At 43.7% G+C, this 25145-nt stretch carries 17 protein-coding genes; 7 read left to right on the top strand and 10 right to left on the bottom strand.

Going from position 1 to position 25145, the window contains the following annotated elements:
• The first annotated feature begins 207 nt into the window (after window positions 1-207).
• Together HFD85_RS01495 and HFD85_RS01490 are read left to right on the top strand one after the other, a co-directional pair.
• Window positions 208-1698, top strand: a complete 1491-nt coding sequence (locus tag HFD85_RS01495) for an ASKHA domain-containing protein (protein ID WP_167604834.1) — start codon at window positions 208-210, stop codon at window positions 1696-1698.
• 201 nt (window positions 1699-1899) lie between these two features.
• Entirely contained in the window at window positions 1900-2709 is an 810-nt protein-coding gene (locus HFD85_RS01490; RefSeq protein WP_167604833.1) for a hypothetical protein, read from the top strand.
• Here the strand turns inward: HFD85_RS01490 and rlmN are convergent.
• Entirely contained in the window at window positions 2706-3725 is a 1020-nt protein-coding gene (gene rlmN, locus HFD85_RS01485) for a dual-specificity RNA methyltransferase RlmN (RefSeq protein WP_167604832.1), read from the bottom strand. The genes HFD85_RS01490 and rlmN overlap by 4 nt on opposite strands.
• Window positions 3726-3888: 163 nt before the next feature.
• On the opposite strand from rlmN, the gene HFD85_RS01480 reads away from it, so the two are divergent.
• Window positions 3889-5184 carry a DUF3472 domain-containing protein gene (locus HFD85_RS01480; RefSeq protein WP_206081829.1) on the top strand — a complete coding sequence of 432 codons (1296 nt, stop codon included), beginning with the start codon at window positions 3889-3891 and terminating at the stop codon, window positions 5182-5184.
• A gap of 10 nt (window positions 5185-5194) precedes the next feature.
• On the opposite strand, the gene HFD85_RS01475 is transcribed toward HFD85_RS01480, so the two are convergent.
• From HFD85_RS01475 to HFD85_RS01455, 5 genes are all read right to left on the bottom strand, one after another.
• Window positions 5195-6802, bottom strand: a complete 1608-nt coding sequence (locus tag HFD85_RS01475) for an amidase (RefSeq protein WP_167604831.1) — start codon at window positions 6800-6802, stop codon at window positions 5195-5197.
• Between the two features lie 36 nt (window positions 6803-6838).
• The gene (locus HFD85_RS01470; protein WP_167604830.1) at window positions 6839-7105 is read right to left on the bottom strand and encodes a hypothetical protein; all 267 of its coding nucleotides are present in this window, start codon (window positions 7103-7105) and stop codon (window positions 6839-6841) included.
• A 10-nt stretch (window positions 7106-7115) separates the two neighbouring features.
• Window positions 7116-7667: a crossover junction endodeoxyribonuclease RuvC gene (gene ruvC / locus HFD85_RS01465; protein WP_167604829.1), complete on the bottom strand. Its 552-nt coding sequence runs from the start codon at window positions 7665-7667 to the stop codon at window positions 7116-7118.
• A gap of 103 nt (window positions 7668-7770) precedes the next feature.
• On the bottom strand, window positions 7771-8661 hold the full coding sequence (locus HFD85_RS01460) for a DMT family transporter (RefSeq protein WP_167604828.1): 891 nt from the start codon (window positions 8659-8661) through the stop codon (window positions 7771-7773).
• Window positions 8648-10558, bottom strand: a complete 1911-nt coding sequence (locus tag HFD85_RS01455) for a tetratricopeptide repeat protein (protein ID WP_167604827.1) — start codon at window positions 10556-10558, stop codon at window positions 8648-8650. Before HFD85_RS01455 ends, HFD85_RS01460 begins: the two co-directional genes overlap by 14 nt.
• 174 nt (window positions 10559-10732) lie before the next feature.
• Here HFD85_RS01455 and lipA point away from each other — a divergent pair, with 174 nt between their 5' ends.
• Together lipA and lipB are read left to right on the top strand one after the other, a co-directional pair.
• On the top strand, window positions 10733-11596 hold the full coding sequence (gene lipA, locus HFD85_RS01450; protein ID WP_167604826.1) for a lipoyl synthase: 864 nt from the start codon (window positions 10733-10735) through the stop codon (window positions 11594-11596).
• Between the two features lie 133 nt (window positions 11597-11729).
• Complete coding sequence (gene lipB, locus HFD85_RS01445; protein WP_167604825.1) at window positions 11730-12398, top strand: lipoyl(octanoyl) transferase LipB; 669 nt, start codon at window positions 11730-11732, stop codon at window positions 12396-12398.
• 238 nt (window positions 12399-12636) lie between these two features.
• On the opposite strand, the gene HFD85_RS01440 is transcribed toward lipB, so the two are convergent.
• A complete protein-coding gene (locus HFD85_RS01440; RefSeq protein ID WP_167604824.1) occupies window positions 12637-13524 on the bottom strand; it encodes a thymidylate synthase in 888 nt (295 codons plus the stop codon).
• Window positions 13525-13740: 216 nt separating this feature from the next.
• Here HFD85_RS01440 and HFD85_RS01435 point away from each other — a divergent pair, with 216 nt between their 5' ends.
• Both HFD85_RS01435 and HFD85_RS01430 read left to right on the top strand, forming a co-directional pair.
• A complete protein-coding gene (locus tag HFD85_RS01435; protein ID WP_167604823.1) occupies window positions 13741-15009 on the top strand; it encodes a Gfo/Idh/MocA family oxidoreductase in 1269 nt (422 codons plus the stop codon).
• A 66-nt stretch (window positions 15010-15075) separates the two neighbouring features.
• The gene (locus HFD85_RS01430; RefSeq protein WP_167604822.1) at window positions 15076-18477 is read left to right on the top strand and encodes a 3-keto-alpha-glucoside-1,2-lyase-like domain-containing protein; all 3402 of its coding nucleotides are present in this window, start codon (window positions 15076-15078) and stop codon (window positions 18475-18477) included.
• A 113-nt stretch (window positions 18478-18590) separates the two neighbouring features.
• Here HFD85_RS01430 and HFD85_RS01425 read toward each other — a convergent pair whose 3' ends face one another.
• The 3 genes from HFD85_RS01425 to HFD85_RS01415 form a co-directional block, all read right to left on the bottom strand.
• Window positions 18591-21545, bottom strand: coding sequence for a glycoside hydrolase family 2 protein (locus tag HFD85_RS01425; protein ID WP_167604821.1), 2955 nt, complete (start codon window positions 21543-21545; stop codon window positions 18591-18593).
• A 36-nt stretch (window positions 21546-21581) separates the two neighbouring features.
• Window positions 21582-24374 carry a glycoside hydrolase family 2 protein gene (locus HFD85_RS01420; RefSeq protein ID WP_167604820.1) on the bottom strand — a complete coding sequence of 931 codons (2793 nt, stop codon included), beginning with the start codon at window positions 24372-24374 and terminating at the stop codon, window positions 21582-21584.
• 180 nt (window positions 24375-24554) lie between these two features.
• Entirely contained in the window at window positions 24555-25130 is a 576-nt protein-coding gene (locus tag HFD85_RS01415) for a PhnA domain-containing protein (protein WP_167604819.1), read from the bottom strand.
• Window positions 25131-25145 lie beyond the last annotated feature (15 nt).

Here is a 25145-nt window from a genome sequence, read left to right as displayed (position 1 = left end):
TTACAACACCTCGGGGAAAAAGAATAACACGACTATCCCCCTGCTAAAATTACTTATCGTTACGGGAATAGCCGGAATTTGCACATTAGTCAGCTGGCAGATTATTAGCCTCCGGTGAGGAAATCTTAATTAACATGTCCGTTTCATACCGTAACTTTTATAAATTAGCGACACCGTAAAATTCAGCCCGTATTTCATAATTAAACAATGAGTGATCCTGTTCATATTACTTTTCAACCACTTGGCGAAACCGTTAAAGTGCAAAAAGGTACACCTCTTATCGATGTATTGCATGAATACGGTGTGGAATTTCCCTGTGGCGGAAAAGGAAGTTGCGGCACCTGCAAAGTAAAGCTTCTCGGTGGCAATATGGAGACCGGTACTCAGGAAGCTGAAAAACTGAGAAAACTCAGGTACCCCAAAAATTACAGACTGGCCTGTTATTGCAAAGCAACTTCGGATATTACACTCGAGGTTTCGCAGTTTGAACACATCATTCTGGCTGATAATTCCGAGTTTAATTTTAAACCACAGGAAGGTGCAGGAATTGCGGTTGACCTGGGTACAACCACAATTGTCGCCCAGCTTGTCGATCTTCAAAACGGCAGCATCATCGATTCGGTTTCTGATGTAAATCCGCAAGCTAAATTTGGGGCTGATCTGATTTCACGCATCGAAAGTTGCCTCAACGGGAAACAGGTTGACTTGCAAAAACTGATCAGGGAAAAAATCGGTGAGATGATTCAAAGAATGCTTGCGAAACACCCCATCCATCTGGTAAAAGTTGTACTGGTTGGTAATACCGTAATGCAACACCTGTTTTGCAGCCTCGACGTACAGCCACTTTCCATGTATCCTTTTGAATCGCCCAACCTGGGTACTAAAATTTTTACTGCTTCCGAACTTGGCTGGGAAATTCAGCCGGATGTTACAATCAAGTTCAATGCTTCAATCGGCAGTTTTGTTGGAAGCGATATTCTTGCCGGAATTGCCGCTACAAAAATGGCTGAACAAGAGGCTTACTCCATTCTCATCGATTTGGGAACCAACGGTGAAATCGTTGTCGGGAATCGCGAGAAAATCATTTGTGCCTCAACCGCTGCCGGGCCGGCTTTCGAAGGTGCAAAAATCAGCCAGGGCATGCGGGCAACCACGGGTGCCATTTCTTCTATTGAATTCGCGGGCGAAGATTTAAGCTGCCACGTTATCGGCAATGTAGAATCGCGGGGGATCTGCGGCAGTGCGCTGATTGACATTATGGCAATTCTTCTGGAGCAACAAAAGATCGGGATGTTTGGAGAGATAGAAAGTGGCTATCAGGAAGTAAAAATTACAAATAATGTAAATCTCATCCAACAGGATATCCGCGAATTCCAGCTGGCCAAGGCGGCCGTTGCAACAGGTGTTCAGTTGTTGCTAAACCGGCTGCAAATTTCGATGGATGATGTTGAAAAAATATACATCGCCGGCGGTTTTGGGAATTTCCTGAATCTGAAAAATGTGATCAGAACCGGACTGATCGAAGCACCTGAAGAAAAAATTCACAAACTGGGAAATACAGCACTGATCGGCGCTAAAATGTTTCTATTCGAAGAGGAAGCAGAAATCCAAAGAATTCTTGATCTTACTACCCATATCAGTCTTGAAAGCGACCCGGCGTTTCAGGATATTTATATTGAAAAGATGATGTTGGTTTAAACTGAATTTTTCAATACAATCTCATGTTCTTCCTGACTCACTTCAATACACTAATAAACTGAATAATACATTCATAGAGGCATACTGTAACTTTTTAGCATAAAAAACGAATAAGTAAAGCATTAAAAGTAGCAGCACTTGTATCTCTGCAAATAGGAATACATCAACAAGTGCACTTCTAAAACTAAAAAAACCAAAATTATGAAAAAGCTAATTTGTATTATTTGTGTTTTGTTATTCAGTTTGGCCTGCTCGAATGAAAAAGCCAAAGAAAAAACCATTGTCGGGAACTATACTCCGTACTTTACCTTCCCCGAAGTTCTACACGGGAATGTAATGGAAATCACTGAAACCAGTTTCTGGCCTGTCGTAAAAGAGGGCCAGATTGAAGCCGGAGAACCACTTACCGTAGCAGCCCGCGACAGCATTAGTTGGACAAATGATTTTAAAGTTAAGTATAACCCATTAGGATTTGCAGAAGAATCGTTTACACTGGGCGACAACGGAGAAATTCTTTATAGCTGGAAAATAAACAGCGATGAAAATTATTACACCTCAGCCCAAAGAATAGTAAAGGATAAAGTAGTACACAAAGAAACAATCACTAAAACGGATGACGGAATTTTCAAAATCGAGACTTTTGATCCTGAAACGGATACATTGCGTTCATCCATATTGATCACACTCAAAGCAGACAAATTATTTGATAATTTTCGAATCAGGAACTTTAAAGGTGAACCAACCTATACTTACAATTTCAAATACGATGGAACCGGGCAGTTAACCGGTTACACTGTTTCGCGAGCCGATACCATTAGAGGAGGAATGAATTTTACTCACAACCCTGAAGGTTTTATGGATAAACAGGAAATTTTTGGCACGAATAACGAAACACAGAGTACTACCGTTTACAAATATGAATACGATACAGCCGGAAACTGGATTAAATGCGTGGCCTACAAAGATCAGGAACCTATGATGGTCTCACTCAGAGAATACAAGTATTATTAATTTTTCACCAGCTCTTTTGTAGAAAGCAAACCACAGGCGGCATAAATATCCTGTCCGCGCGAGGCACGAACAGTAGTTAGAATTCCTTTTTTATTCAATGCATCCTTAAATTTCTGAATGGTTGCATCGTCGGGACTTTTTAATGGTGTTCCCGGAACCGGGTGAAAACGGATCAGGTTGATACGGCATTTTAAGCCGCTTAGCAATCGCGCCAGTTCGTTTACATGCTCCTGCGAATCGTTCAGATTTTCAAAAACAATATATTCGAACGAAACACGTCGCTGCCGGCCAAAATCCCAACTTTTTATTTCTTCCACCACCTGTTCCACCGGATAGGCTACCTGCACGGGCATCAGTTTCTGGCGCTCTTCATGAAAAGGAGTATGAAGACTAACTGCCAGGTGTGCTTCACTCCTTTCGAGGAATGTAAGCATGCCGGGAATAATACCAATGGTAGAAACCGTTATCCGTCGCGGACTCATGGCGTAACCCCATTCCGAAGTCAGAATTTCGAGGCTCTTCAGCACTTCTTCCAGGTTATCGAAGGGTTCTCCCATGCCCATGTAAACAATGTTGCTTACCTCGTTCAACTCGTCGATGCTGCGAATCTGGTTGACAATTTCTCCGGCCGAAAGCTGCCCCTGAAATCCCTGCTTGGCAGTAAAGCAAAACAGGCAGCCCATTTTACAACCTACCTGTGAGCTCACGCAAACGGTTTTACGGTCGCGTTCAGGAATCATGGCCGTTTCAATAAATTTATTCTGAATGGTTGGGAAAAGGTATTTCTTTGTGCCGTCGACACTGGCCTGCACTTTTGTATAAGCGGTCAATCCGTATTCGAAACGCTCGCTCAACAATTCACGCGTTTTAAGCGAAAGGTTGGTCATCTCGTCGATCGACGAAATCTGTTTCTTGTATAACCAATCGGTAATTTGTTTGGCCGTAAACTTAGGCAAACCAAGTTCGATCACAATTTCCTGCAATTCCGCTAATGTTTTTCCGAATAAGCGTTCCATTTCCCTTTCAAATTTTCGACAAAGATACAGTTTCTTTTTTTGCCGCATCTTATTCCCTGAATCTGACCGCATTAAAAACAAAGCGTTTTGAAACCTGACAAAAGTGTCTTTTCGTTTAATGTTTAAATGGTATGTTTGCCCCACAGCAATAAAATAGTTACAGATGAAATTTCAAATATTCACACTTCTTCTTGTGTTCGCATTTATTAACGGATTTGCAAATCAGCCGGCCGTTAACATTCCTCTTGGCGGAAATGCCTATGTCACCCAAAAAGCTGGAAATGTTGAAATTTCAAAATCAGGCCTTCGTAACTGGGACAACAAAGATGCGGTAATCAGCAGCTGGTTTAAAGTAAGCCAAGGCGGGGAGTTAAACCTGGCGATTAAAGCGAAAGTACCGGAAGGCACTTCTGAAATTTTAGTCACGATTGACGGGAAAAAATTCCCGGTAAATATCACTAAATCTACGTGGGAAATAATTAAAGTTGGTAGCGTCAAAGTGAAAGAAAATCAACATGTGCAGGTTGACTTTCAAGGTAAATCGAGTACAGGTTCTGTTTTTGCCGAAATTTCGGATATTATCATCGATGGAGCAGCCGCAGACGAACCGCTTATTTTTGTTCGCGAACCCGATAATTTTTATTTCGGAAGACGTGGCCCTTCGGTTCATCTTTCTTACCAGATACCGGAAACGGCAGGCAACGTAGAATATTTTTACAACGAAGTAACAGTGCCAAAAGGTGAAGATGTAATTGGTTCGTATTACATGGTGAATGGATTTGGAGAAGGCTATTGTGGCATCCAGGTGAACTCGCCCGACGAACGACGCATCCTTTTCTCGGTATGGAGCCCTTACAAAACCGATAATCCTGAAGAAATTCCGGAAGACGCTGAAGTGCATTTACTCGGAAAAGGAAAAGATGTGGTAACCAAAGAATTTGGCGGAGAAGGTTCAGGTGGTCAAAGCTTTTTACGTTATCCCTGGAAAGCCGGACAAACTTATAGATTCCTGACTCGTATTCATCCTGATCAGAACCGCGAAGGAGCAACCGTTTATACCTCGTGGTTTTTCGATCCGAATCAAAACGACTGGCGATTAATTGCTTCATTCTCGCGACCACAAAAGGTTACCTGGTATACCCGCCCACATTCATTTCTCGAAAATTTTATTCCCTCGCAGGGACACCTGACCCGGGAAGTTGAATTTGCCAACCAGTGGATTGTTACTGAAAAAGGGGAATGGATGGAACTGGCCGAGGCAAAATTTACCTACGACGCCACAGCCAATGCAAAACGACGAGCTGACTACAGTGGCGGCCTTACAAAAAACAAGCAATCGTTTTTCCTGAAAAACTGTGGTTTCTTTAACGAAAATGTGGAGAAAGGTACCATCTTCGAAAGAGAACAGTCGAAAAAAGATCACCCGGCAATCGATTTCGATGCCTTACCGATCCAATAATTCTGGCAGATTACTCCATCAACGATTTTATAAAGCCCGGTGCTTTGCGGTGCTTTGTAGCCTGTTCGTAGGCAAAAGCAATCTCAATCAGTTTTGGTTCGCTCCAGGCTTTGCCAAAAAATGAAATTCCGATGGGCAATCCCTCCACAAATCCCATGGGAACAGTAATATTTGGATAACCCGAAATGGCTGCCGGCGACGAACTTCCACCACTGAAATGGTCGCCATTCACCCAATCTATCGTCCAGGCTGGACCATTGGTTTGTGCAATTATGGCATCCAGGTTGTGCTCTTCCATCACTTTGTCGATGCCTTCTTTTCCGGCGTATAATTTCGAATTTTTCAATGCTTCCAGGTATTCTTCCGAATTCAGATCACCTTTTTCTTGTGCCAGTTCGAAGATCTCCTGCCCGAACCAGGGCATTTCCTTGTCGGCATTATTTTTATTGAATTCGATGATCTCGGCCATGGTTCGTGAAGGTGCTGTAGGATGTTCTGACAGGTACTTGTTCAGATCGGCTTTGAATTCGTACAACAAAACCTGGTACGACGGCCCTCCCCACTTGCGGTTATTTTCGAATTTCACATCCTCTATCACTTCCGCACCCTGAGCTTTTAAATCGGCAATCGCCCGGGCGAACAGCGCTTTTACTTTTGCGTTGTCCGGAATCATTTGTGATGCAATCCCGATTCGCTTCCCCTGTAAACCATCGGCCTTTAGAAACGGTGTATAATCTGTTGGAAATTCTGCTTTTTCAATATGTGTTTCAGCATCGTTTGGATCTGATGCAGCCAAGGCTCCCAGCAAAATTGCCGCATCCGAAACATTCCGGCACATCGGACCGGCCGTGTCCTGGCTGTGGGCAATCGGGATAATTCCCTGCCGGCTCCATAAACCAAGCGTAGGTTTAATGCCAACCAGTCCGTTTATTCCCGACGGACAAACAATAGAACCATTCGTTTCGGTGCCGATTCCTATAGTACACAAGTTGGCCGAAACAGCTGCGCCTGTTCCCGAGCTCGAGCCGCAGGGACTCCTATCAAGACAAAAAGGATTGCGCACCTGGCCGCCCCGTCCGCTCCAGCCACTCGACGAATTGTTCGATCGGAAATTGGCCCATTCACTTAGGTTGGTTTTTCCGAGCAAAACAGCACCGGCTTCACGCAATTTAGTTACAATAAAAGCATCTTTATCAACCACATTACCTGACAATGCAAGCGACCCGGCAGTGGTCATCATTTTATCGCCGGTATCGATGTTATCCTTTATCATTATCGGGATGCCGTGCAGCAGACCACGAACCTTATTGTTTTTTCGTTCCTCATCCATTTGCCTGGCAATTTCCAACGCATCGGGATTCAGCTCAATCACTGATCTAAGAAATGGGTCGACTTTTTCAATTCGTTCCAGGTACTTTTTACAGATCGTTTCAGAAGACAGTTCGCCGGCTTCCATTTTTTGCTGAAGCGCACTAACAGTAACTTCATTCAAGTCGAAATCGGTAAGATCGATGTCTGTTTGAGTTGCGGTGTTTTCTGCCGTGCAGGCAGCAATCCCTGAGATCGCAAGCACCGAACCTCCCAGTGCACCGGTTTTGAAAAAGGAACGTCGTTTCATGATTAAGACTTTAGTATTAAGTAATGAGTCGTGAGACTATTTAATCGGAAAAATAATGCTCAACAAAAATCCGCCAATGCTAATGATTACCAATGCCAGCACAACAAAAAGCCAGGAACTTTTTATTTTTGATGAAAGCCAAATCAAAAATGGGGTAGTAATCCCGAGAAAGATTCCGTAACGTAGTTCCACCGTCGAAACTTCAAATTTCCCCCCGTTCATCCATTCAAACAAGGGAGGAAGAAAAACAAAGCCCAGAATAACTGCCAGAACGATCAAAAATGTCTTTACTGATTTCTTCATTACAAGCGGTTTATTTCACTTTATCGGGATTCTTTTTAATAAAATCGGCCCAGTTTTTATATTCTTTCGATTTTTGCGGTTTATTCATCTGGATAAAATGACAGATGGCTACAGCCACTGCATCGGTTTCGTCGAGCACTTTATCCATTTCCTTTAGGTTGTATACCTTTTGCAGAAAATAGGCCACCTGCTCTTTCGAAGCACGTCCCATACCGGTAATCGATTGTTTCACCAGCAAGGGTGCGTATTCCTGGATCGGCACACCGTGCATCAGTGCGGCCGCCATCAACACTCCCTGTCCTCGCCCCAGTTTTAGCATCGACTGTACGTTTTTACCGTAAAACGGAGCTTCAATGGCCATCACATCAGGCTTGTACGTCTCCACCAGATGCAGCGCCCGCTCGTGCAGGTATTTCAAACGTTGGTAATGATCGGAGTATTTTCCAGGTGTAATGTTCCCCATGTGCAGGATCACCGGCTTGTTCTGCCGTATTTCCACCAGCCCGTAACCGGTTACCGTGGTTCCCGGATCAATACCCAAAATACGCAATGGTTTTTCCATTTTTTGAAAATAGTGATTTGTGGCGACTTAATGTAATTTATTGTGACTAGTTGTGAATTATTGAGATAAACAAACAATTACGATGAATCACAATAAATCCCAATCAATCTCTCTTTCTTCGTCTGTCAAGTTGCTGAACCAAAACTCCCGAGATAATGAAAATCAGCCCGATGAAAGTGGTGGCATATATGGTTTCTTTGAGAATAAAATGAATAAAAACCAGCGAAAGAAAAGGTGCAAAGAAAACCAGGTTGCCGATTTTGGCGTTGCTGGTAGTCAGGTTCATGGCTTTTAACCAGAGTACATAGGTAATCCCTACTTCAAAAATGCCGGAATAGATAACCGCCCAAAATCCCGGTCCCCAGGTAAATCTGAACGAAGAAAACAGTGCCACTACCGGAACCAGGAAAATCATTCCGATGGTGAAATTCAAAAATAATTTTACCACCTCATCGCGGCGGTCGCGTACATTAAAAATCCAGTAAAGCGACCATAAAATAGAACTTCCCACGGCCAGAACTACACCCAGCGGATTTGTATTTTTGAAGCCATCGAGTCCGCCTTGTGACGAAATAAAAAACACACCGCCAAAACTGATGATGAGTGCCACCACACTGATCCAGCTAATTTTCTGCCCAAGCAGTGGCACCGAAAGCAGCGCCAAAGTTATTGGCCAAATCATATTCAGTGGTTGTGCTACCTGCGCCGGCAACAGTGAATAAGCCTTAAAAAGCACGAGGTAATAAAGTAAGGGATTAAAGGCGCCCATTAACAAAGAGTGTGTCCACTGCCGGCGGGTCTGTTTAAAAATCAGATGCGTTTTTCGTTGTGCCAGCAACACAAAAAACAACAGGATAACGGTTACTACCGAGGCATAAAAAATTAGTTGAATAAAGTCGTAGTCGCGTAGCGCCAGTTTAAAGGAAGTAGCCACGGTTGACCAGAACAACACTGACAACCCGGCAAAAAGGTATGCCTTATTACTCGAATTCATCCGGCTTCACTCCCTCCATAAAGAGCTCTTCCTTCGTTTTCTGATCAAGTTGTTCGTCGGGGTATACTTCGCGCAGTTCGCGGTACAATTTTCGCGACTCCTCGATATAAACACTCCCCGGATAAGCCGTCAGCATTTGTTTGTACAAGTCCCTGGCCTTTTCTTTCTGGTCGAGGTGGTAATTATATATTTCTGCAAGATTAAACAAGGCATCATCACCAAGCAAATCGTAACTGTAATCGGTTAAAATGGCTTCATAATATTCTGCTGCCAAAGCATAATCCTGAACCGTCATGGCCAGTTTTGCTTTGCGGAAAAGAATATCGTCAACCAGCGAATGATAGGGATAAGTTTCGGCCAGGCCATCAAGTATCACCATGGCTTCATCATTTCTATTCTGAAAAAAGAGCAAATCAGCTTTTGCAAACATGGTTAGTGGAACGGCTGTAGTATCCAGATTGAGGTTGTTCCCTATCATCATCGACAGTTCCATGGCATCGTTGGCGGTCAGTTTCGAGGTACTCGCTTTGAGTACATCCAACTGCGCTTTGGCCCAGCTAAAATTGCCCATGTAATAACCCAGTTTTGCCTTTTTCAGTTTAACCTCATCTCCCAAACTGCTTTTCTTGTTTTCATCAATCACCTGCGAATAAATCAACATGGCTTCCCACGGATCGTTGGCATACACATAAATGTCGGCCATTTCGGTTTTCAGCACTCCAATTTGTTCCGGTTCCAGTCCGGGAATCTTTAAGCCACTTTCCAGAACCTTCAAGGCCGTGTCGGTATTATTAAGATAAAAAGTTAACAGATGTGCATATTCGCGAACCAGGTTAAGTGTTGCCGGACCGTATTTCAAATATTCCAGCCCCTCATTAAACTGTTTGGCGAGTTCCTCACCTGCAGTTGAATCATCAGGAGTTTCATTCACAAACTCCAGATACGAGGCATGAAGGTTTCGGGCAAAAGCCTGGGCAAAATAACTGTTCTCAATTCCTTTATCCATTAAGTATTTGTAGGCCTTTTTGGCTTCAGCATATTGTTTGTTGCGCAAGGCCATGTCGCCGAGTTGTGCAATTTGGCCGGCTTCTTCACCTGTTCTTCTGTCGATAGCGATTGATTGCCGCAAAGCACTTGCAAATTTCTTCTCCTGAAGCAAGAACCAAATAAACAAGCGATTATAACCCAGAACATCGGGATCGGACTGTATTCTCAGTAAAACCTGATCTCGAAACTGGTCGCGCAAGCCATCGTCAATGTCCAGCCTCATTGCCGACGACAAGCTGCTCTGAACCCGCGAGAGATGCTTTTCATCTTCTTTCAGCAGGTTCAAATATTCTTCCATCATATTGGTGTAGTCGCGCAAATAAAGGTAAGCACGTGCAAGTTCATAATTAAACTCCTGATCGGGCAGTTGTTCGCGCCCTTTCAGATAGGCATCTCTGGCCATATCAAACTTTTGGTAGCCCATAAACGCATTAGCAACCGTTAAATAACTCCCCCGGTTGGGTTGAATCTCACGTATGGCATCCTCGTATTTCTCCTTTGCTTCATCGGCTCTGCCCTGCTCTTCAAGTACATAGCCCCAGTTAATGTAAAATTCGGGACGCGCTGCTTTCTGCTTTTTAATTTCGTTTTGAATCGCTTCTTCGGCTTCAGCATAACGATGCAGCTCGGTCAGACAGGTAACGTAATAACGAAAATACGTGGTGCTGCGCGTCAGCTTATACACCTCCTGAAGCAAGGGCATGGCTTTCTCGTAATCCTTGGCATTGTAATAACGAATGGCCAGGCTCGATTTCGTCTGCAGTTCCGACTGCTTTCGTTGCTGAGCGCTCCCGGTATTCAATACAAAAATGAATATCAGAAAGGGAATTATATATTTGATTCTTTGCATACTATTTCAGCTTGATTACAAAAATAACACAGAAGTACAAAGTAGTGTTCTTTTAACCTGAATAATTCATGTTCATAAATTTTCAGCTTAGCACTAAATTAGCAAATGGGAGTTTATCATCTTTAATTGATATTTATCTTTTACCTTTGCAAAAATTTTTAGTCAGTTAGTATTATGGCACATGAGTTGAAAGGCAGGGAGCGACTGCCGAGGTGGATGAAAATGAAAATGCCAAAAGGCGAAAGCTACTCGAAAGTTAAAAACCTGGTAGCCGAAAACGGATTGCATACCATTTGTACCAGTGGCAATTGCCCGAATATTGGCGAATGCTGGGGACGTGGCACCGCAACCTTTATGATTCTTGGAAACATTTGTACCCGCCGCTGTAAATTTTGTGCTGTGCCCAGTGGCCGACCGCTGGCTCCCGACCTGGAAGAACCTAAAAAGCTGGCCGAATCGGTGCGTATTATGGGCGTAAAACACTGCGTGATCACTTCGGTTGACCGCGATGACCTCGACGATCAGGGAGCGGGAATCTGGGCAGAAACCATTCGCGAAGTAAAACGCGTAAATCCTGAAACAAAAATAGAAGTACTTATCCCCGATTTCCGTGGGAAAACGGAACTCATTCAGCAGGTAATTGATGCCGGTCCGGATGTGATCTCGCACAACCTTGAAACAACCGAACGATTGACACCCTTTATTCGATTTGCTTCGAAATACCGCCGCAGTCTGGATGTGATTAAATATGTTTCGGAAAATTTCAGGGTAGCCAAATCGGGCATTATGCTCGGGCTGGGTGAAACACACGAAGAAGTGCTTCAAACCATGGACGATCTGCTGGAAGCCGGCGCTAAAGTGATGACCATCGGGCAGTACCTGGCGCCTACTACCAAGCATATGCCGGTTGAAGAATACATTACTCCTGAAAAATTCAAGGAATACCGCAACATCGGCATCCGAAAAGGATTTAAATTTGTGGAAAGTTCTCCGCTGGTACGCAGTTCGTATCGCGCCGAAGAGCACGTAAATGCGTAAGGGAAAAGAACGGTAATCAGTCGAAGTTGACAGTTTAACAATAGAACAATTTAGCAATTATTAAAATGAGTTACTGAGTGAGTGAGGTTAAGACTCGCAGCTCGCGGCTAGTAGCTTGAAGCTAAACAAAAAAATGGCAGATTTCAATTATAAAGATCTTGGATTAAAAGATTACAAAGATTGCTGGGATTACCAGGAAGCAAGGCTGACTGAGATTACAGATGAAAAACGAAGTACCAAACAAGCTACTTCACGTAACGAATTCATACTGGTGGAACACCCGCATGTATATACGCTGGGTAAGAGCGGCGACGAAAAAAACCTGCTGGCGAATGCCGATTTCCTGAAAAAGATTGACGCTACTTATTACAAGATCAACCGCGGCGGCGATATCACATATCACGGACCCGGACAATTGGTGGGTTATCCCATTATCGACCTCGAATATTACAAAATCGGGGTGCGTGAGTACATCGAAAAAATGGAGGATGCCATTATTGCTACCATTGCAGAATATGGCCTCGAAGGAGGAAGAAAAGAAGGTGCAACAGGCGTTTGGCTGCAACCCGATCATAAAGTACGTGCCCGCAAGATCTGTGCGATCGGAGTACGTGTAAGTCGCTACGTAACCATGCACGGTTTTGCGCTAAATGTAAATACCGACATGCGTTACTACAACTACATCAATCCCTGCGGATTTGCATCTTCAGCGGTAACTTCCATTCAACAGGAACTCGGAAAAGAAATTTCGATGGACGAGTTAAAAGAGATCGCTAAAGTAAAGTTCAATCAGATTTACTAGCATTAAGGTGAGAACGACTTAAGTAAAGCCCCTTATCTTCTTTTAATATCTATTGCACCGTACTTTAGTGCGGTGTCATTGCATTGGCTAATCAATGAATTTTCGGGAATTTTGTATTATTCAAACTACAAAATTCCCGAAAATTCAAAAATCTGGAAGTATTTATCAATCGCCGCACCAAAGTACGGCACAAAAGATAATTCAACTTTATTGAACTGCTTAATTCAACAGCAGTTGATTAGTGCCGCTCGTCAAACTCCTTTATTTTTTGAATAACAACAGGCTCGGCACCGTCGTACATATCGCGAATAAACGGATCGTTGAAGGGCATGGTGCGTTCTTCGAAAGCCATTTCGGAAATACGCTCGAATAAACGCTCTTTGGCGGCTTTAATATCTTTCCCGTAAATGTGGTACGAATCGGCCTGCCAGTTCAGTCGGCCAAGTTTTACGGTTTTTCCTGTTCTTTCGGCAACGCCCGCCGCAATCACTTCTTTGTTAAACTGAATAAAACCGAACATATTCATAAAACTTGCTCCCCAGGCATCGTTACTTCTGAACCGTATATTGCTGTTCAGCCAGTACACACCTTCCTCATCCTCTAAAATTCGATACCACAGCGATTGTAAACATGGCGGGTCGTAACAGGTATTGTCCAGGTTGGGCATCCAGGTGATCATTTGCGCCTGCCGGGTAAAGGGCTGCTCCGACAGTTTATTGATCACACTTTCAATCTGATCGACTTTAAACGGCCCGACTTCGGTTGAAGCCCCATCCACCAGATCTTTCCAAACGCCATAATTCTTCAAGCGCCCATGGTAAGTGTATTCCCAGCGCGTGTCGCTTTTGTCGTTCATGTTTTTAACCCAGTGGTTTTTATAGCCTTTCAATTCCAGAACATACTCCTTCAAATCATCGATTCCTCCGGGAAAAGCCATGTGGATCATCGGGTCGGTTTCAGGCTCCAGAATGGTCATATTCATAGTGCAATCAATGCTTAACGGGTCGCCGGGTTTATCATACTGGGTTTTAAAGCGTGTGCCTTGTTCGTACAAACTGATAAGGGCATTTTCATAAGTTTCGGCCAGCGAAACACCGGAAACGGTGATAACAGGTATGTTCTTCATTTTTATCGGTTTAAAGTCATTTCGAAAGATACAAAATGATCGCACCGCTGCTAAACCGACAAAGTGCTAGTTTTCAACATTTATTCAACGAAAGGAAACTACACTCTATTTCATATTTTTTTAATAAGTACCAGATTGATTACAAATTAATTTTAAAAACTTTACTATTTTTGAACACAGACAGTGAGTAATTCTAATAATCTATAACCAACTGATATGAGTTCTACACAATCATCAAGAAGAAAATTCTTAAAGGGAGCCCTTGCTGCCGGCGCCGGACTGACCATTGTTCCGCGGTACGTACTGGGTGGAAATGGATTTCTGGCTCCGTCAGACACTTTAACTAAAGCTATTATTGGTGTTGGCGGAATGGGACGCGGACACATTCCCTACGAAGGAACAAAAGTGGTAGCCATTTGCGACGTGGATACCGAACACCTGGCACTTGCCCGCGACCTGATCGATTACAAAGTAAAAGAATACAGTGATTACAGGGAAGTTTGCCAATTGCCTGAAGTGGATATCGTTCACATAGCCACCCCGCCTCACTGGCACGGAATTATGGCTGTGGAAGCTGCTAAAGCCGGGAAGGATATCTGGTGCGAAAAGCCCATGACCCGAACGATTGGCGAAGGCAAAAAAGTGGTGGAAGCCGTAAATGCTCACGGACGTATGTTCCGCCTGAACACCTGGTTTCGTTTTAAAGATACCTTCTACGGACTTGGAACCGATGTTAAACCACTGAAAAAAGTGATCGACAGCGGTATCTTGGGATGGCCGTTAAAAGTTACAGTTAGCGGAATTACCGGTTACAACTGGAAGTTCTTCTGGAGCGGACAACACAACCTCACTCCCGAAACGGTTCCTGCGAATCTCGATTACGACATGTGGTTAGGACCTGCACCTTACAAACCTTACAACCACCTGCGTGTTCACTCCAATTTCCGCGGTTACTGGGATTACGACGGTGGCGGACTGGGCGATATGGGCCAACACTACCTCGATCCGGTACAATATATGCTGGGCAAAGACGATACCAGCCCTGTAAAAATTGAAGTGGATGCACCACAGCAACATTACGATGCAGTTGGCAGTTGGCGACGCATTACATATACTTACGCCGATGGTTGCCAGATCATACTTGATGGCGAGAACCGTGACAAAGATGCGGCCTATATCGAAGGCCCGAATGGCAAGATTTACCAGGGATTCCGTTCTGACATCCCAAATCTTCAGAGTTTTATTAAAACTTTACCTGATCCTGAACCACAGATCGGTATTTTTTCCGAATCGGTAAAAACCCGTAAGAAATTTGCACTGAACGAAATGAACGGATTCCGCTCATCAACACTGGTGAATCTCGGAATTATCGCTGTTCGTTTGGGAAGAACACTGAATTTCGATCCGGAGAAACTGGAATTTATCGACGATGAAGGTGCCAACCGATTGATTGATCAACCGATGCGTGCACCCTGGACGATATAAGAAAGGCAAAGGCTGAGGCTGAGGCTGAGGCTGAGGCAAAGAATTAGAATAATTAATAAGACAACAATGAAGAAAAATATAGTTCAACTTTTTACACTGCTGCTATTATCAGTAATGGTAATGGGAGCAACGGCGCAGGACCGACGAACGCTCGACACAAAAGTAGCCGATTTGCTGGCACAAATGCCTGCAAAAAACCTGGCACAGCTTGACAATGCGATGGCTGAATTCTACCAAATGGGATCGGAAGGATTTCAGAAACTGGCCGGCCTGCTTGTTCCGCCGGGAACAGGCGACGATACTGCCGTACGTTTTGCTCTGAATAGCTTTTCGCGTTATGCCAGTGATTTTGGCAGAGAAAAAGAAAAAGCTTTTGCGGAAGAAAATCTGCTGATCGCGATTAAAAAGCAAAGCGATGTGGAGGTTTCGACTTTTCTTATGAACCAACTGAACCTGGTTGGCGGAATAAAAACCGTTGAGGCTTTGCCAGGCTACCTGACGAATGAAGCACTGGTTGAACCTGCCACACAAGCAATGCTTGCCACAGGTGTGCACGCTGCAGCGGAGAAGTTTTTGGAAGCGTTGCCAACAGCTCCTGAAAGTGCAAAAATGACCTTAATCCGCGCCCTCGGTCAACTGAAATGCAAAAGAGCAGTTGCGCAGATTACTCCTTTTGCGACTTCTGACAATTTATCCATGCGCAAAACGGCGCTCACAGCTTTGGCTGAAATCGGTTCGCCAGATTCGTATAAAACCTTGCTGAAAGCGGCTTCGGATGTGGATTTTAAATACGATGCGGCCAATGCCGCAGAATCGTTTATCGTATACACCGACCGACTTGGAGCACAGGATGAAACCGATCTGATGAAGAAAGCTTGTAAAGCAATTTTTAAAGCCAATGGTTCAGCGGATCAGTTGCACAACTACTCATCAGCATTATTTATTTCTGCCAAATACCTCGGAAACGAGGTTACTCCAATGCTTTTGGTTGCAGTTAATAATCCTGACAAAGCCTTCCGTTATTCGGTGCTGAACATTGCTGAAAAAACAGGAGATATTGCCGACACCCGTCTTTGGGTAGAGAAAGCAGCAAGTGAAACGGCAGAAGTTAAAGCCGATATTATTTCGATGCTGGGACGCCGTGGAGATACTTATGCCACAGCTTTTGTAAACAGTAATCTGGAGGCTTCTGCTGAAACAGTAAGACAGGAAGCTATTGTAGCACTGGCACAGTTACAAGGGAAAGAAACAATTCCAACATTGGTGGCTCACCTGACAGAAGGACAAGATATTGAAACTACCAAAGCAACTTTAAATACACTGCTGGATAAAGAACACCTTTATACTTTGGAAGCAGCGCTGAAAAATTCAAACAATGAAACCAAAGCTGCGTTTATCGAACTTGTTGCAGCAAAATCAGGAAGCCAGTATTTCAACGAAGTGCTTGCAACTACCGCATCAAACAATACAGTTGAAAAGACAGCAGCTTTTAATGCGCTTAAAAGTATTTCAAACTACGACAATACCGATGCACTTTTAAAACTGTTGCATTCCGTTTCTGATTTAACAGAAATAGCAGAAACTCAAGCTGCGATAATAGCCGCGACAACAAATATTGAAGCTGAAAAACATGAAAACGGGAAGGTACTCACTGCGTTAAAATCGAGCAATAAAAAAGAACGTCTATTCCCAATTCTTCCGAAAATCGGAGGACCGGTTGCACTGGAAACAGTTACCAACTATTTCAATAACGGTTCGGGCACAGTGAAAGGTGCAGCATTTGAAGCTTTGGCATCATGGACTGCTTATGAAGCTTCGCAACCATTGTTCGAGGTTTGCAAAACTTCTGAAGGAGATTACCGCCGGAAAGCATTTAGCAATTATGTTCGTCTGGTTCGTAGTGCTGATATTCCCGATGACCAAAAACTGTTGCAGTACCGGAAAGTCATGGCTTACGCCCAAACTGATGAAGACAAAAACAACGTTATTTCATCTATCGGAAGACTAAAAACCTTCCTGTCGCTGGTGTATCTCGAAAGGTATTTCAACGAGGAAGAACTGGCACCAACAGTAGCTTATGCCTGCATGCGCATCGCTATGCCGGGTTCGGATGAAAGTACCGGAATGTCGGGAGAAATCGTTCGCCGGATCCTTGAAAAAGCCAAAAACACGCTTTCAGGTGAAGACAGTCAGTACGACCGGATAAACATTCAGAAATACCTCGACGAAATGCCAAAGGACAAAGGTTTTGTATCGATGTTCAACGGTAAAAACCTGGATGGCTGGCAGGGCATGTTGCTAAACGGCAACCCGATAGCCATAGCCAAATTAAGCGACGAAGAACGTGCGAAAGAGCAGGTGGAAGCCGACAAAAAAATGCTCGAAAACTGGAGTGTGAAAGACGGACAAATTGTTTTTAGCGGAAAGGGAGCCAACCTGGTTTCGGTAAAACGCTACAAAGACTTTGAGATGATTGTTGACTGGAAGATCACCAAAGAAGGCGACAGCGGTATTTACCTGCGTGGAACACCGCAGGTGCAAATCTGGGACACCTCGCGCGTTGAAGTGGGTGCGCAGGTTGGCTCGGGCGGACTGTACAACAACAATGCTGACAATGTGCGCAATCCGCTTTTGGTTGCCGATAACCCGGTTGATGAGTGGAACACGTTCCGCATCACCATGATTGGCGAAAATGTTACGGTTTACCTGAATGGCGAGCTGGTGGTTGATAATGTTCGCATGGACAACTACTGGGATCGCAGCATCCCGATTTTCAGCGAAGGTACCATCGAGTTGCAGGCTCATGGCAACGAGCTGGCTTTCCGCGATGTTTATGTGCGCGAAATCGACACTAAAAATATTGGCCTGACCCAGGAAGAGATCAACGAAGGTTTCGTTACGCTCTTCAATGGTAAAAACCTGGATGGCTGGCAGGGAAATCTTACCGACTATTATGCCGAAAATGGAATATTAGTTGTGAATCCTAAAATGGGTGGCCATGGAAACCTATTCACCGAAAACGAATACAGCGATTTTGTTTTCCGATTTGAGTTTAAACTCACGCCGGGTGCCAATAATGGTTTGGGAATTCGCGCACCACTCGAAGGTGATGCGGCATACGTTGGCATGGAACTTCAGATCCTGGACAACACGGCGCCAATTTACGCCAACCTGCACGATTACCAGTATCACGGTTCGGTATATGGTGTTATTCCGGCAAAACGTGGTTACCTAAATCCGGTTGGAGACTGGAACTACGAAGAGGTTACGGTGAAAGGATCGAAAATAAAAATTGTACTAAACGGTGTAACCATTGTTGACGGCGACATAAAAGAAGCCAGCAAAAATGGCACGCTCGATGGCAATAACCATCCGGGTTTGAAACGCGATAAAGGCTATATCGGATTTTTAGGCCACGGTTCTGAATTGTATTTCCGCAATATCCGGATTAAAGATTTGAGCAAATAATCAATCAATTCATAAAATAAAAAAGTGCCATCATTCACTGTGTGAAAGTTGGCACTTTTTTTTGCTGCAAGATTTATGACCTGTCATCAAAAGAACAACTCAGTAAAGCTCTATCATTCAAATACCAGATTAACCTGACCTTCAATAGCACTTCCAGATTTTACTTGCTTATAATAATTTCCCCACATTAAACTGTTGTAATCCCATAAATCATTCACAATTAAAGTATTTTCTCCCTCAATTTTATCAAAGCGACAGGCCTGCGTCCCATTCGATAAAACGGTAAGTGCTGAAGTATTTGTTTTTAATGTGTATGAAAAACAATTTTCTTTTAAGCCCCTGACAATGTTGGTGTACGGCAGTTCGTTTTCAAGGCCGAAATAGTAAAATCCTTTGCTGTCCATTTCCCAACTGTGTTGCGGCATTTGGCGATATATCATGGGTGGTTTCTCTAGCAGCGAAACTTCTCCCTCCGGACTTCCCATAGAAGCTTCAGGATATGCCGTGAAGTAAGAGTTCATCTGCCAGGCAAGATTGTTAAATTCATTGCCGGCCATAAATTTAATACCGGCCTCCTGAATGTTCCTGTCTTTTTCCAAATTCCCGGCTGAATAATTAATGACCAAAACACCGCTTTCGTCCATTTTAACTCTATATGAGAAATCTATCGAATTATCGTATTTACCTTTTACTGTAATAGTTGCAACACCATCTTCTTCGGAAAAACTAAATTTCTCGCATTCCCAGCTTTTTGCCAAATCATCCATCTTAATGGTCGAATACTGAACACTTTCTCCCGGAATTCGCAGGTTTAAATGCGGCCCCGATTTCAAGAGCAAATCTCCATCTACCTTAACATTTTGGAATAAACCGCTTTTGGTATTTACCTCTAGCGTATAATTTTTACCGGTAATCAATTTTAATTCTCCGGAATCGACAATACTCAGGTTTCCATGTTTTAATGTTGGTAGTTTTACAGTCTTCTCGCCAATTTGAAGGTTGTATTCATCTACCAAAAAAGTATCATTCTGAAAGAATTGAATATTTAATTTTTCTTCAGGATTCCAGCTGTTTGCCGGAAAAACAAGTATTCCTTTGTGGTGCGGTTCAATATTGGTTTCAGCCAGAACGCCACTTTGTGCACCGTACTTCCATTTTATTTTTAGCTCAGAAAAATTGGTATGGTCGAAACGATTGTGGACTGGGATTTTCAATTCTTTGCCTGGCTCGAAATCGTTGATTTGCTTGCTATAAATTTTTGTTGGAGAATACGCTTTTTTAGTAGCCCAGAATTCGGGTTTCTTACGGCGCCAGGTATCAATTATCCCCCACTCGCCATACCCAACGCATGGCCCTTCGTAGGTAGCCGGAATAATGTTTTTATCAAGAATGCCCCACCATTCGTTAAATCCATCCAAATCATCAGGCAACATAAACGTTTCGTCTATCATGCACCAGATCGCTCCTCCCAATCCTCCTTCAGTTTCAAAAAGATTCGTCCACATGCTATCGAGACTTTGCCCCCAAAAGTTGCGAACATTCGGATCTTCCTTCAACTCAAAATTATTGTAACAGGCCACATGCGCCCATTCATCGAAAAGCATGGGTTTTTCAGCCGATTCAAAACCGACTGTTGCCACGCCGTATTGATTCAGGTTTCCTCGCCAATCCGGATAGTGCATACTAACAATGTCGTAAATCTCCAGACTGTCAGGAACCTGCCCCGGATAACTGTAGATAACCGGCCGTGTCAAATCATTTTCCTTCACCCAATTATACGACTCGACGAAATTCGACCCAAAATGATTTTCATTTCCAATTGACCAAATTAAAATACTTGGATGGTTTCTGTGATTCTCTACCATTTCTTCGAGCTGAGAAAGATAGCGTGCCGTAAAATCCGGATCGCTTTCCGATGCACCGGATTCGCGATACGCCTCCGTCCGGTGCGAGCCCACAAAGCAAACCGCAGTTTCGTCTTCAACATAAATCCCATATTCGTCGCAGTAACGCAAAAAATGCTCCGAAGGCGGATAATGCGATGTGCGAATAAAATTCATATTGCATTCTTTGGCCAGCACAACATCTTTCAAATCGTATTCCGAAGTTGTCATTCTGCCTAATTCGGGGTGAATATCGTGGCGACAGGCACCGCGTAATTTTACAGGGATCCCGTTTACCAACAAGCGATTACCATCAACTACCACTTCACGAAAACCAATTTTATCCACAGTTTTTAATATCTCTTTGCCGTCGTGAATTAAAGAAACAACTACGGTGTATAAATTGGGATGTTCAGCATCCCATTTCTTTGGATTTTCAACCGGAATTTCGATAACTCCGGCTTGCCCATCCGTTTGCTTTTTTACTGATTTGATTACCTTATTTTCAGCACTGATCAATTGAATTTTAAGCTCGGAGGTTGAATATTCTTCGAGTTCATAAAAAACCCTCAATACGGCATGCTCATAGTTGTCATCTAAATCGCTTTCAAAATAGAGCTTTTTAAAGTTCTGTTTCGGAAGAGCAGTAAGCTCTACATCGCGTAAAATTCCGCCAATCTGATGTTTTGCATACCCGCTACCGTAGGAAATGTCATCGGTAAGATCGGTAAATTCAACTGTTAAAACAGCAGATTCACCAGCTTCTACAAAATCACTTATGTCGCACGTCCATTTCGTAAACCCACCGTAATGTTCACGTATAAAATGTCCGTTCACCCAAACACGGGCATAACTATACACACCATGAAAATTCAAACCAATTTGTTTCCCATTGTAATCATCAGGAATTTGAAATTCGGTTTTATATACATAAGGCGTATCATGTTTAATTGCAAAACCCTGCATCTGGCACTCACCCGGTACCCTGATATCTGCCCAGTTTTGAAAATCAATACTTTCTTTCCAGAATTCTTCAGGCGGATCCATGGTAAATTTCCAGGTTCCGTTCAGCAATATCACCGGATTTTGAACACCCTCGATCTCAATTCTTTTAAATTCGGCTAACTGACTGCAGCCCAAAAAAAGCGTAGAAATAATAATGAAAAAAGATAGTTTAGTTTGCATCAGTTTGAAATTTCAGACAACATATAAAACAATCGCTTAATTCCGAAAATCGAACCACAGCTTAATCGGATAAGTTTCATCTCCGTTGTGCCCGCCAAAAATACCTTTTCGGCTTTTGGGACCTAACTGGTCGGCCTGCTTAAACTTTGTGCCGATAGCCGGAATTTCATACAAAAAAGAAATATCACCTTCCGGAAACGGCGGATAGGTTCCTCCAGCAACATGCTGAGGTTTTCCGGGTGTAAACAGTCGGAAAAACAGATTAGGTGTTTCCGAGATCACCGTGAAATCAGATTCGCTTGTTTCGAGTGTTGCCCAATACAGATTTCCGTGATACCCTTTAAATTCAGGATAAACCAGGTTATTAAAACTTTCGCCGGTAATGGTGTTGTTGTACGCTTTTTCCCAGACACCAAAATTGCTGCCTTTCAAACGGTTTTTCCAAACCCGGTACGGACCGCGTCCCATCCATCGCACCGATTTACAATATTCTTCCGGATAATTAAATGAAATCCCAATAAAATCGATATTTCGTCCTCCCTGTAACGGATCGGCTTCCAAAAACAGCAGTCCGTTTTTATACACTGTCCACACCATTTTTTTTGGATAGGCATCGTACAAAATCTCCAATTTAAAATCTCCATTTTCATCTTTTCCCCATTTGGCGCCTGCAACTTTTGAGTCTGTACCAACAGGGAAAGGACCTCCCGACAGTGAAATTTGTCCTTTTTTGTTCCGGATATTTTGAAGAGTTCCATCTGCTTTATTAAACGAAAATTCAAGCTCTCCGACACGTGCAACGATCAAATCTTCCGTTCTTTCTATTTCTATTTCCGATTCGTTTAAGCCGGTTAAAGACCATTCATTTACTATTTCTTCAGGCTGAACCACCGGCCAACTCCAGGTATACAGTTCGTAACCGTTTGGATCGAGCGCAGTAAACTGAAAAACATCAGCGGTTTTTAATGCATCGGCGCAATTCACTTCAAGCAGTGCTGTTTCTCCGGGAAGCGCCTCGGGTGCGCCAATCACTCCTGAACCAACTGTTGTTACCAGGCTGCTGCCCACTTTTGTTTTTACGGCCCGCCAGTTAAAAGCGCAGTCTTTTAAGTTGGTATAAATAAATTCATTTTTCAGGAACAATCTTCCGTTCCATTCGCGATTTATGGTTACCGGTTGCACCTGAACAGGCGACCACACTTCTTTTATGGTGTAAAAACTTCCCTCCTTTTCGCGATGCGGACCAACAATTCCATCGGGAGCATGATTCCCGTCGGAATCGAAAACCGTTCCCGGCTTATCGGTGCGAAGGACAGCCTCATCGGCCAGAACCCACAAAAAACCTCCGGCAAGCAGTGGCGACGATTGGTAACTCCGCCAGAATTCCTCGAGCCCTGCACCATGACCGCCATCGTACAAACCATGCAGTAACTCGGTAGGCATAAACGGATCGTTTCCAAAAACAAAACGGCCAATGGCATAATCAAACTGCGGGTAATGATGTGTATCGGCACCATTGTGCAGCAACCAGGGGCACAGCACCGGACGATCCTGGATATCCCAGTAATTCAGCCATTTTTCGTTGGCAAAATCCCAGCCACCTTCATTGCCATGATCCCAGATCACAACACTCGGATGGTTTTCATCGCGCAACACGGTCTCTTTTATCAGTTTTGGCCCAACAATGGTATCGTAGCCATCCTGCCAACCCGTTACTTCATCCAGTACGAAAAGCCCAAGCGAATCGCACAATTCAAGAAACCTTTTATCGGGGACATAATGCGAGCAACGCACTGCATTCATGTTCATTTCCTTCATCAAATGAATGTCCTGCAAATGGTTGGCTTCACTCAGTGCGCGTCCGGTTTCGGGCCAGAAAGAATGCCGGTTAACACCTTTAAAAACCACCTTTTCACCGTTAATGTAAAAACCGTCGTGCTCACGCAATTCAACGGTTCTAAAACCAATTCGTTCAGAAACGGAGTGTAACGTTTCATCACCTTTTTTTAAGGTGATTTGCATGTTGTATAAAGTGGGCCATTCCGGATTCCAGGATTGTATCCCGTCAAATTTTCCTGAAATCATTTTTGAACCGGCTCCCTTCTCCAGTTCTGCATGCACCGTTTGTCCGGCCCTTTCGCCATTCAGATGGAACAAATCAACTAAAACAGAATAGCCCGATTCGTTTCTGTTAACATCGAGCAAAATATTAAAAGAACCATCGGCTTTGGCATCAATAGCAGTGCGACTCATGTGAATGGCCGGCAACACTTCAAGAAAAACGGGGCGGAAAATGCCACCAAAAATCCAGAAATCAGCCTGCCGCTCAGCACGATTAACCGATTCGTTTGATGAATGTTTTGCTACATCCACCTCAAGCAGATTGGTTTCGCCAAAGCTTAACAACTCCGAAATATTGTACTTAAACCTGTAAAATGCCCCCTGATGAATTTCTCCGGCCAGTTTACCATTGATTTTAACCTCGGTATCCGTCATCGATCCATCGAAAACAATATTCACGGTTTTGCCCTGCCAGTTAGCAGGTACCATGAATTCGTGACGATACAACCCATGTTCCTTACCAAGCGTTTTATCACGGTTACTCCAGTCGTGGCCATAATTGTAGGTCCCAAATCCCTGTAATTCCCAGTTGGATGGGACTTGAATTTTTGTCCACTCGCCGCTGTTTCTTCCGTCAGTACAAAAGAAATCCCACTCAACTGTTTTTTCAGCATCGGTACCCGACAGAAATACGATCTCGGTTTCCTGGGAAAAGGCAGAGCTGAAGACCAGCAAAAAAAGTAAAAGGATAATTCTGTTAGTTTTCATCGGTATTGATTTAGTTTAACGGGAACAATAAATCGAATTTATTCCCCTTAACCTGGTTTAGATTTACGAATATAAGCTGTTTTGTAGTTCTCGCACAAACAAGGCATAAAAAAAGCCGATTCGTCAACTGACGAACCGGCTCGGTTTAAATATATCTTCGGAGTTTCCTCTTTAAAAATCTTAGTTCTTCTTTACATACTGGGTAAGAATAACGATTTGCTGACCGTTTACCTTTCCCTCAATCTGTTCGGGATTATCGTGAACCAACATGATGTTCCGAACAGCGGTTCCGCGTTTGGCTGTAAAACCTCCGCCTTTTACGTTCAGGTCTTTTATTAAAACCACGGTATCACCGGTCTGTAAAACGGCACCGTTACTATCCAGGTGACGAACCACATCATCCGGATCGATCCCTTCGCCGGTAGCTTCTGCCCAGGCTTTTGTTTCTTCATCGAGGTAAAGCATTTCGAGCAGATCCTGTGGCCATCCTTCAGTTTTCAAACGGTTTAACATGCGCCAGGCCACCACCTGAACAGCAGGCACGGTACTCCACATGCTGTCGTTTAAACAGCGCCAGTGGTTGGCATCCATACTTTCTGGATTTTCAATCTGCGACGAACAGGTTTCACAAATATAAATGCTGTCCTTTTCGCTTTCCTGTGTTGCCGGGGCAACAGTATAAACTCCCAGGTTTTCCGACGCGCCGCACAGTTCACAAACCGTAGTGCGTTTTTGTAGTTCTCTTTCTATGCTCATAATTTTTTCAATGGA

The organism is Maribellus sediminis (genome assembly GCF_011799805.1).
Lineage (GTDB): Bacteria > Bacteroidota > Bacteroidia > Bacteroidales > Prolixibacteraceae > Draconibacterium > Draconibacterium sediminis_A.
Note: the sequence above shows the minus strand (reverse complement) of the source record. Positions and strands in the feature narration are given on the sequence as shown.

Bases quoted from the DNA above. Each gene is read 5' to 3' on its own strand.
- HFD85_RS01495 (WP_167604834.1), top strand. From the start codon at position 208: ATGAGTGATCCTGTTCATATTACTTTTCAACCACTTGGCGAAACCGTT.
- HFD85_RS01415 (WP_167604819.1), bottom strand. From the start codon at position 25,130: ATGAGCATAGAAAGAGAACTACAAAAACGCACTACGGTTTGTGAACTG.
- HFD85_RS01430 (WP_167604822.1), top strand. From the start codon at position 15,076: ATGAAGAAAAATATAGTTCAACTTTTTACACTGCTGCTATTATCAGTA.
- HFD85_RS01420 (WP_167604820.1), bottom strand. From the start codon at position 24,374: ATGAAAACTAACAGAATTATCCTTTTACTTTTTTTGCTGGTCTTCAGC.
- HFD85_RS01470 (WP_167604830.1), bottom strand. From the start codon at position 7,105: ATGAAGAAATCAGTAAAGACATTTTTGATCGTTCTGGCAGTTATTCTG.
- lipB (WP_167604825.1), top strand. From the start codon at position 11,730: ATGGCAGATTTCAATTATAAAGATCTTGGATTAAAAGATTACAAAGAT.
- lipA (WP_167604826.1), top strand. From the start codon at position 10,733: ATGGCACATGAGTTGAAAGGCAGGGAGCGACTGCCGAGGTGGATGAAA.
- HFD85_RS01435 (WP_167604823.1), top strand. From the start codon at position 13,741: ATGAGTTCTACACAATCATCAAGAAGAAAATTCTTAAAGGGAGCCCTT.
- ruvC (WP_167604829.1), bottom strand. From the start codon at position 7,667: ATGGAAAAACCATTGCGTATTTTGGGTATTGATCCGGGAACCACGGTA.
- HFD85_RS01480 (WP_206081829.1), top strand. From the start codon at position 3,889: ATGAAATTTCAAATATTCACACTTCTTCTTGTGTTCGCATTTATTAAC.
- HFD85_RS01490 (WP_167604833.1), top strand. From the start codon at position 1,900: ATGAAAAAGCTAATTTGTATTATTTGTGTTTTGTTATTCAGTTTGGCC.
- HFD85_RS01425 (WP_167604821.1), bottom strand. From the start codon at position 21,545: ATGCAAACTAAACTATCTTTTTTCATTATTATTTCTACGCTTTTTTTG.
- HFD85_RS01440 (WP_167604824.1), bottom strand. From the start codon at position 13,524: ATGAAGAACATACCTGTTATCACCGTTTCCGGTGTTTCGCTGGCCGAA.
- rlmN (WP_167604832.1), bottom strand. From the start codon at position 3,725: ATGGAACGCTTATTCGGAAAAACATTAGCGGAATTGCAGGAAATTGTG.
- HFD85_RS01460 (WP_167604828.1), bottom strand. From the start codon at position 8,661: ATGAATTCGAGTAATAAGGCATACCTTTTTGCCGGGTTGTCAGTGTTG.
- HFD85_RS01455 (WP_167604827.1), bottom strand. From the start codon at position 10,558: ATGCAAAGAATCAAATATATAATTCCCTTTCTGATATTCATTTTTGTA.
- HFD85_RS01475 (WP_167604831.1), bottom strand. From the start codon at position 6,802: ATGAAACGACGTTCCTTTTTCAAAACCGGTGCACTGGGAGGTTCGGTG.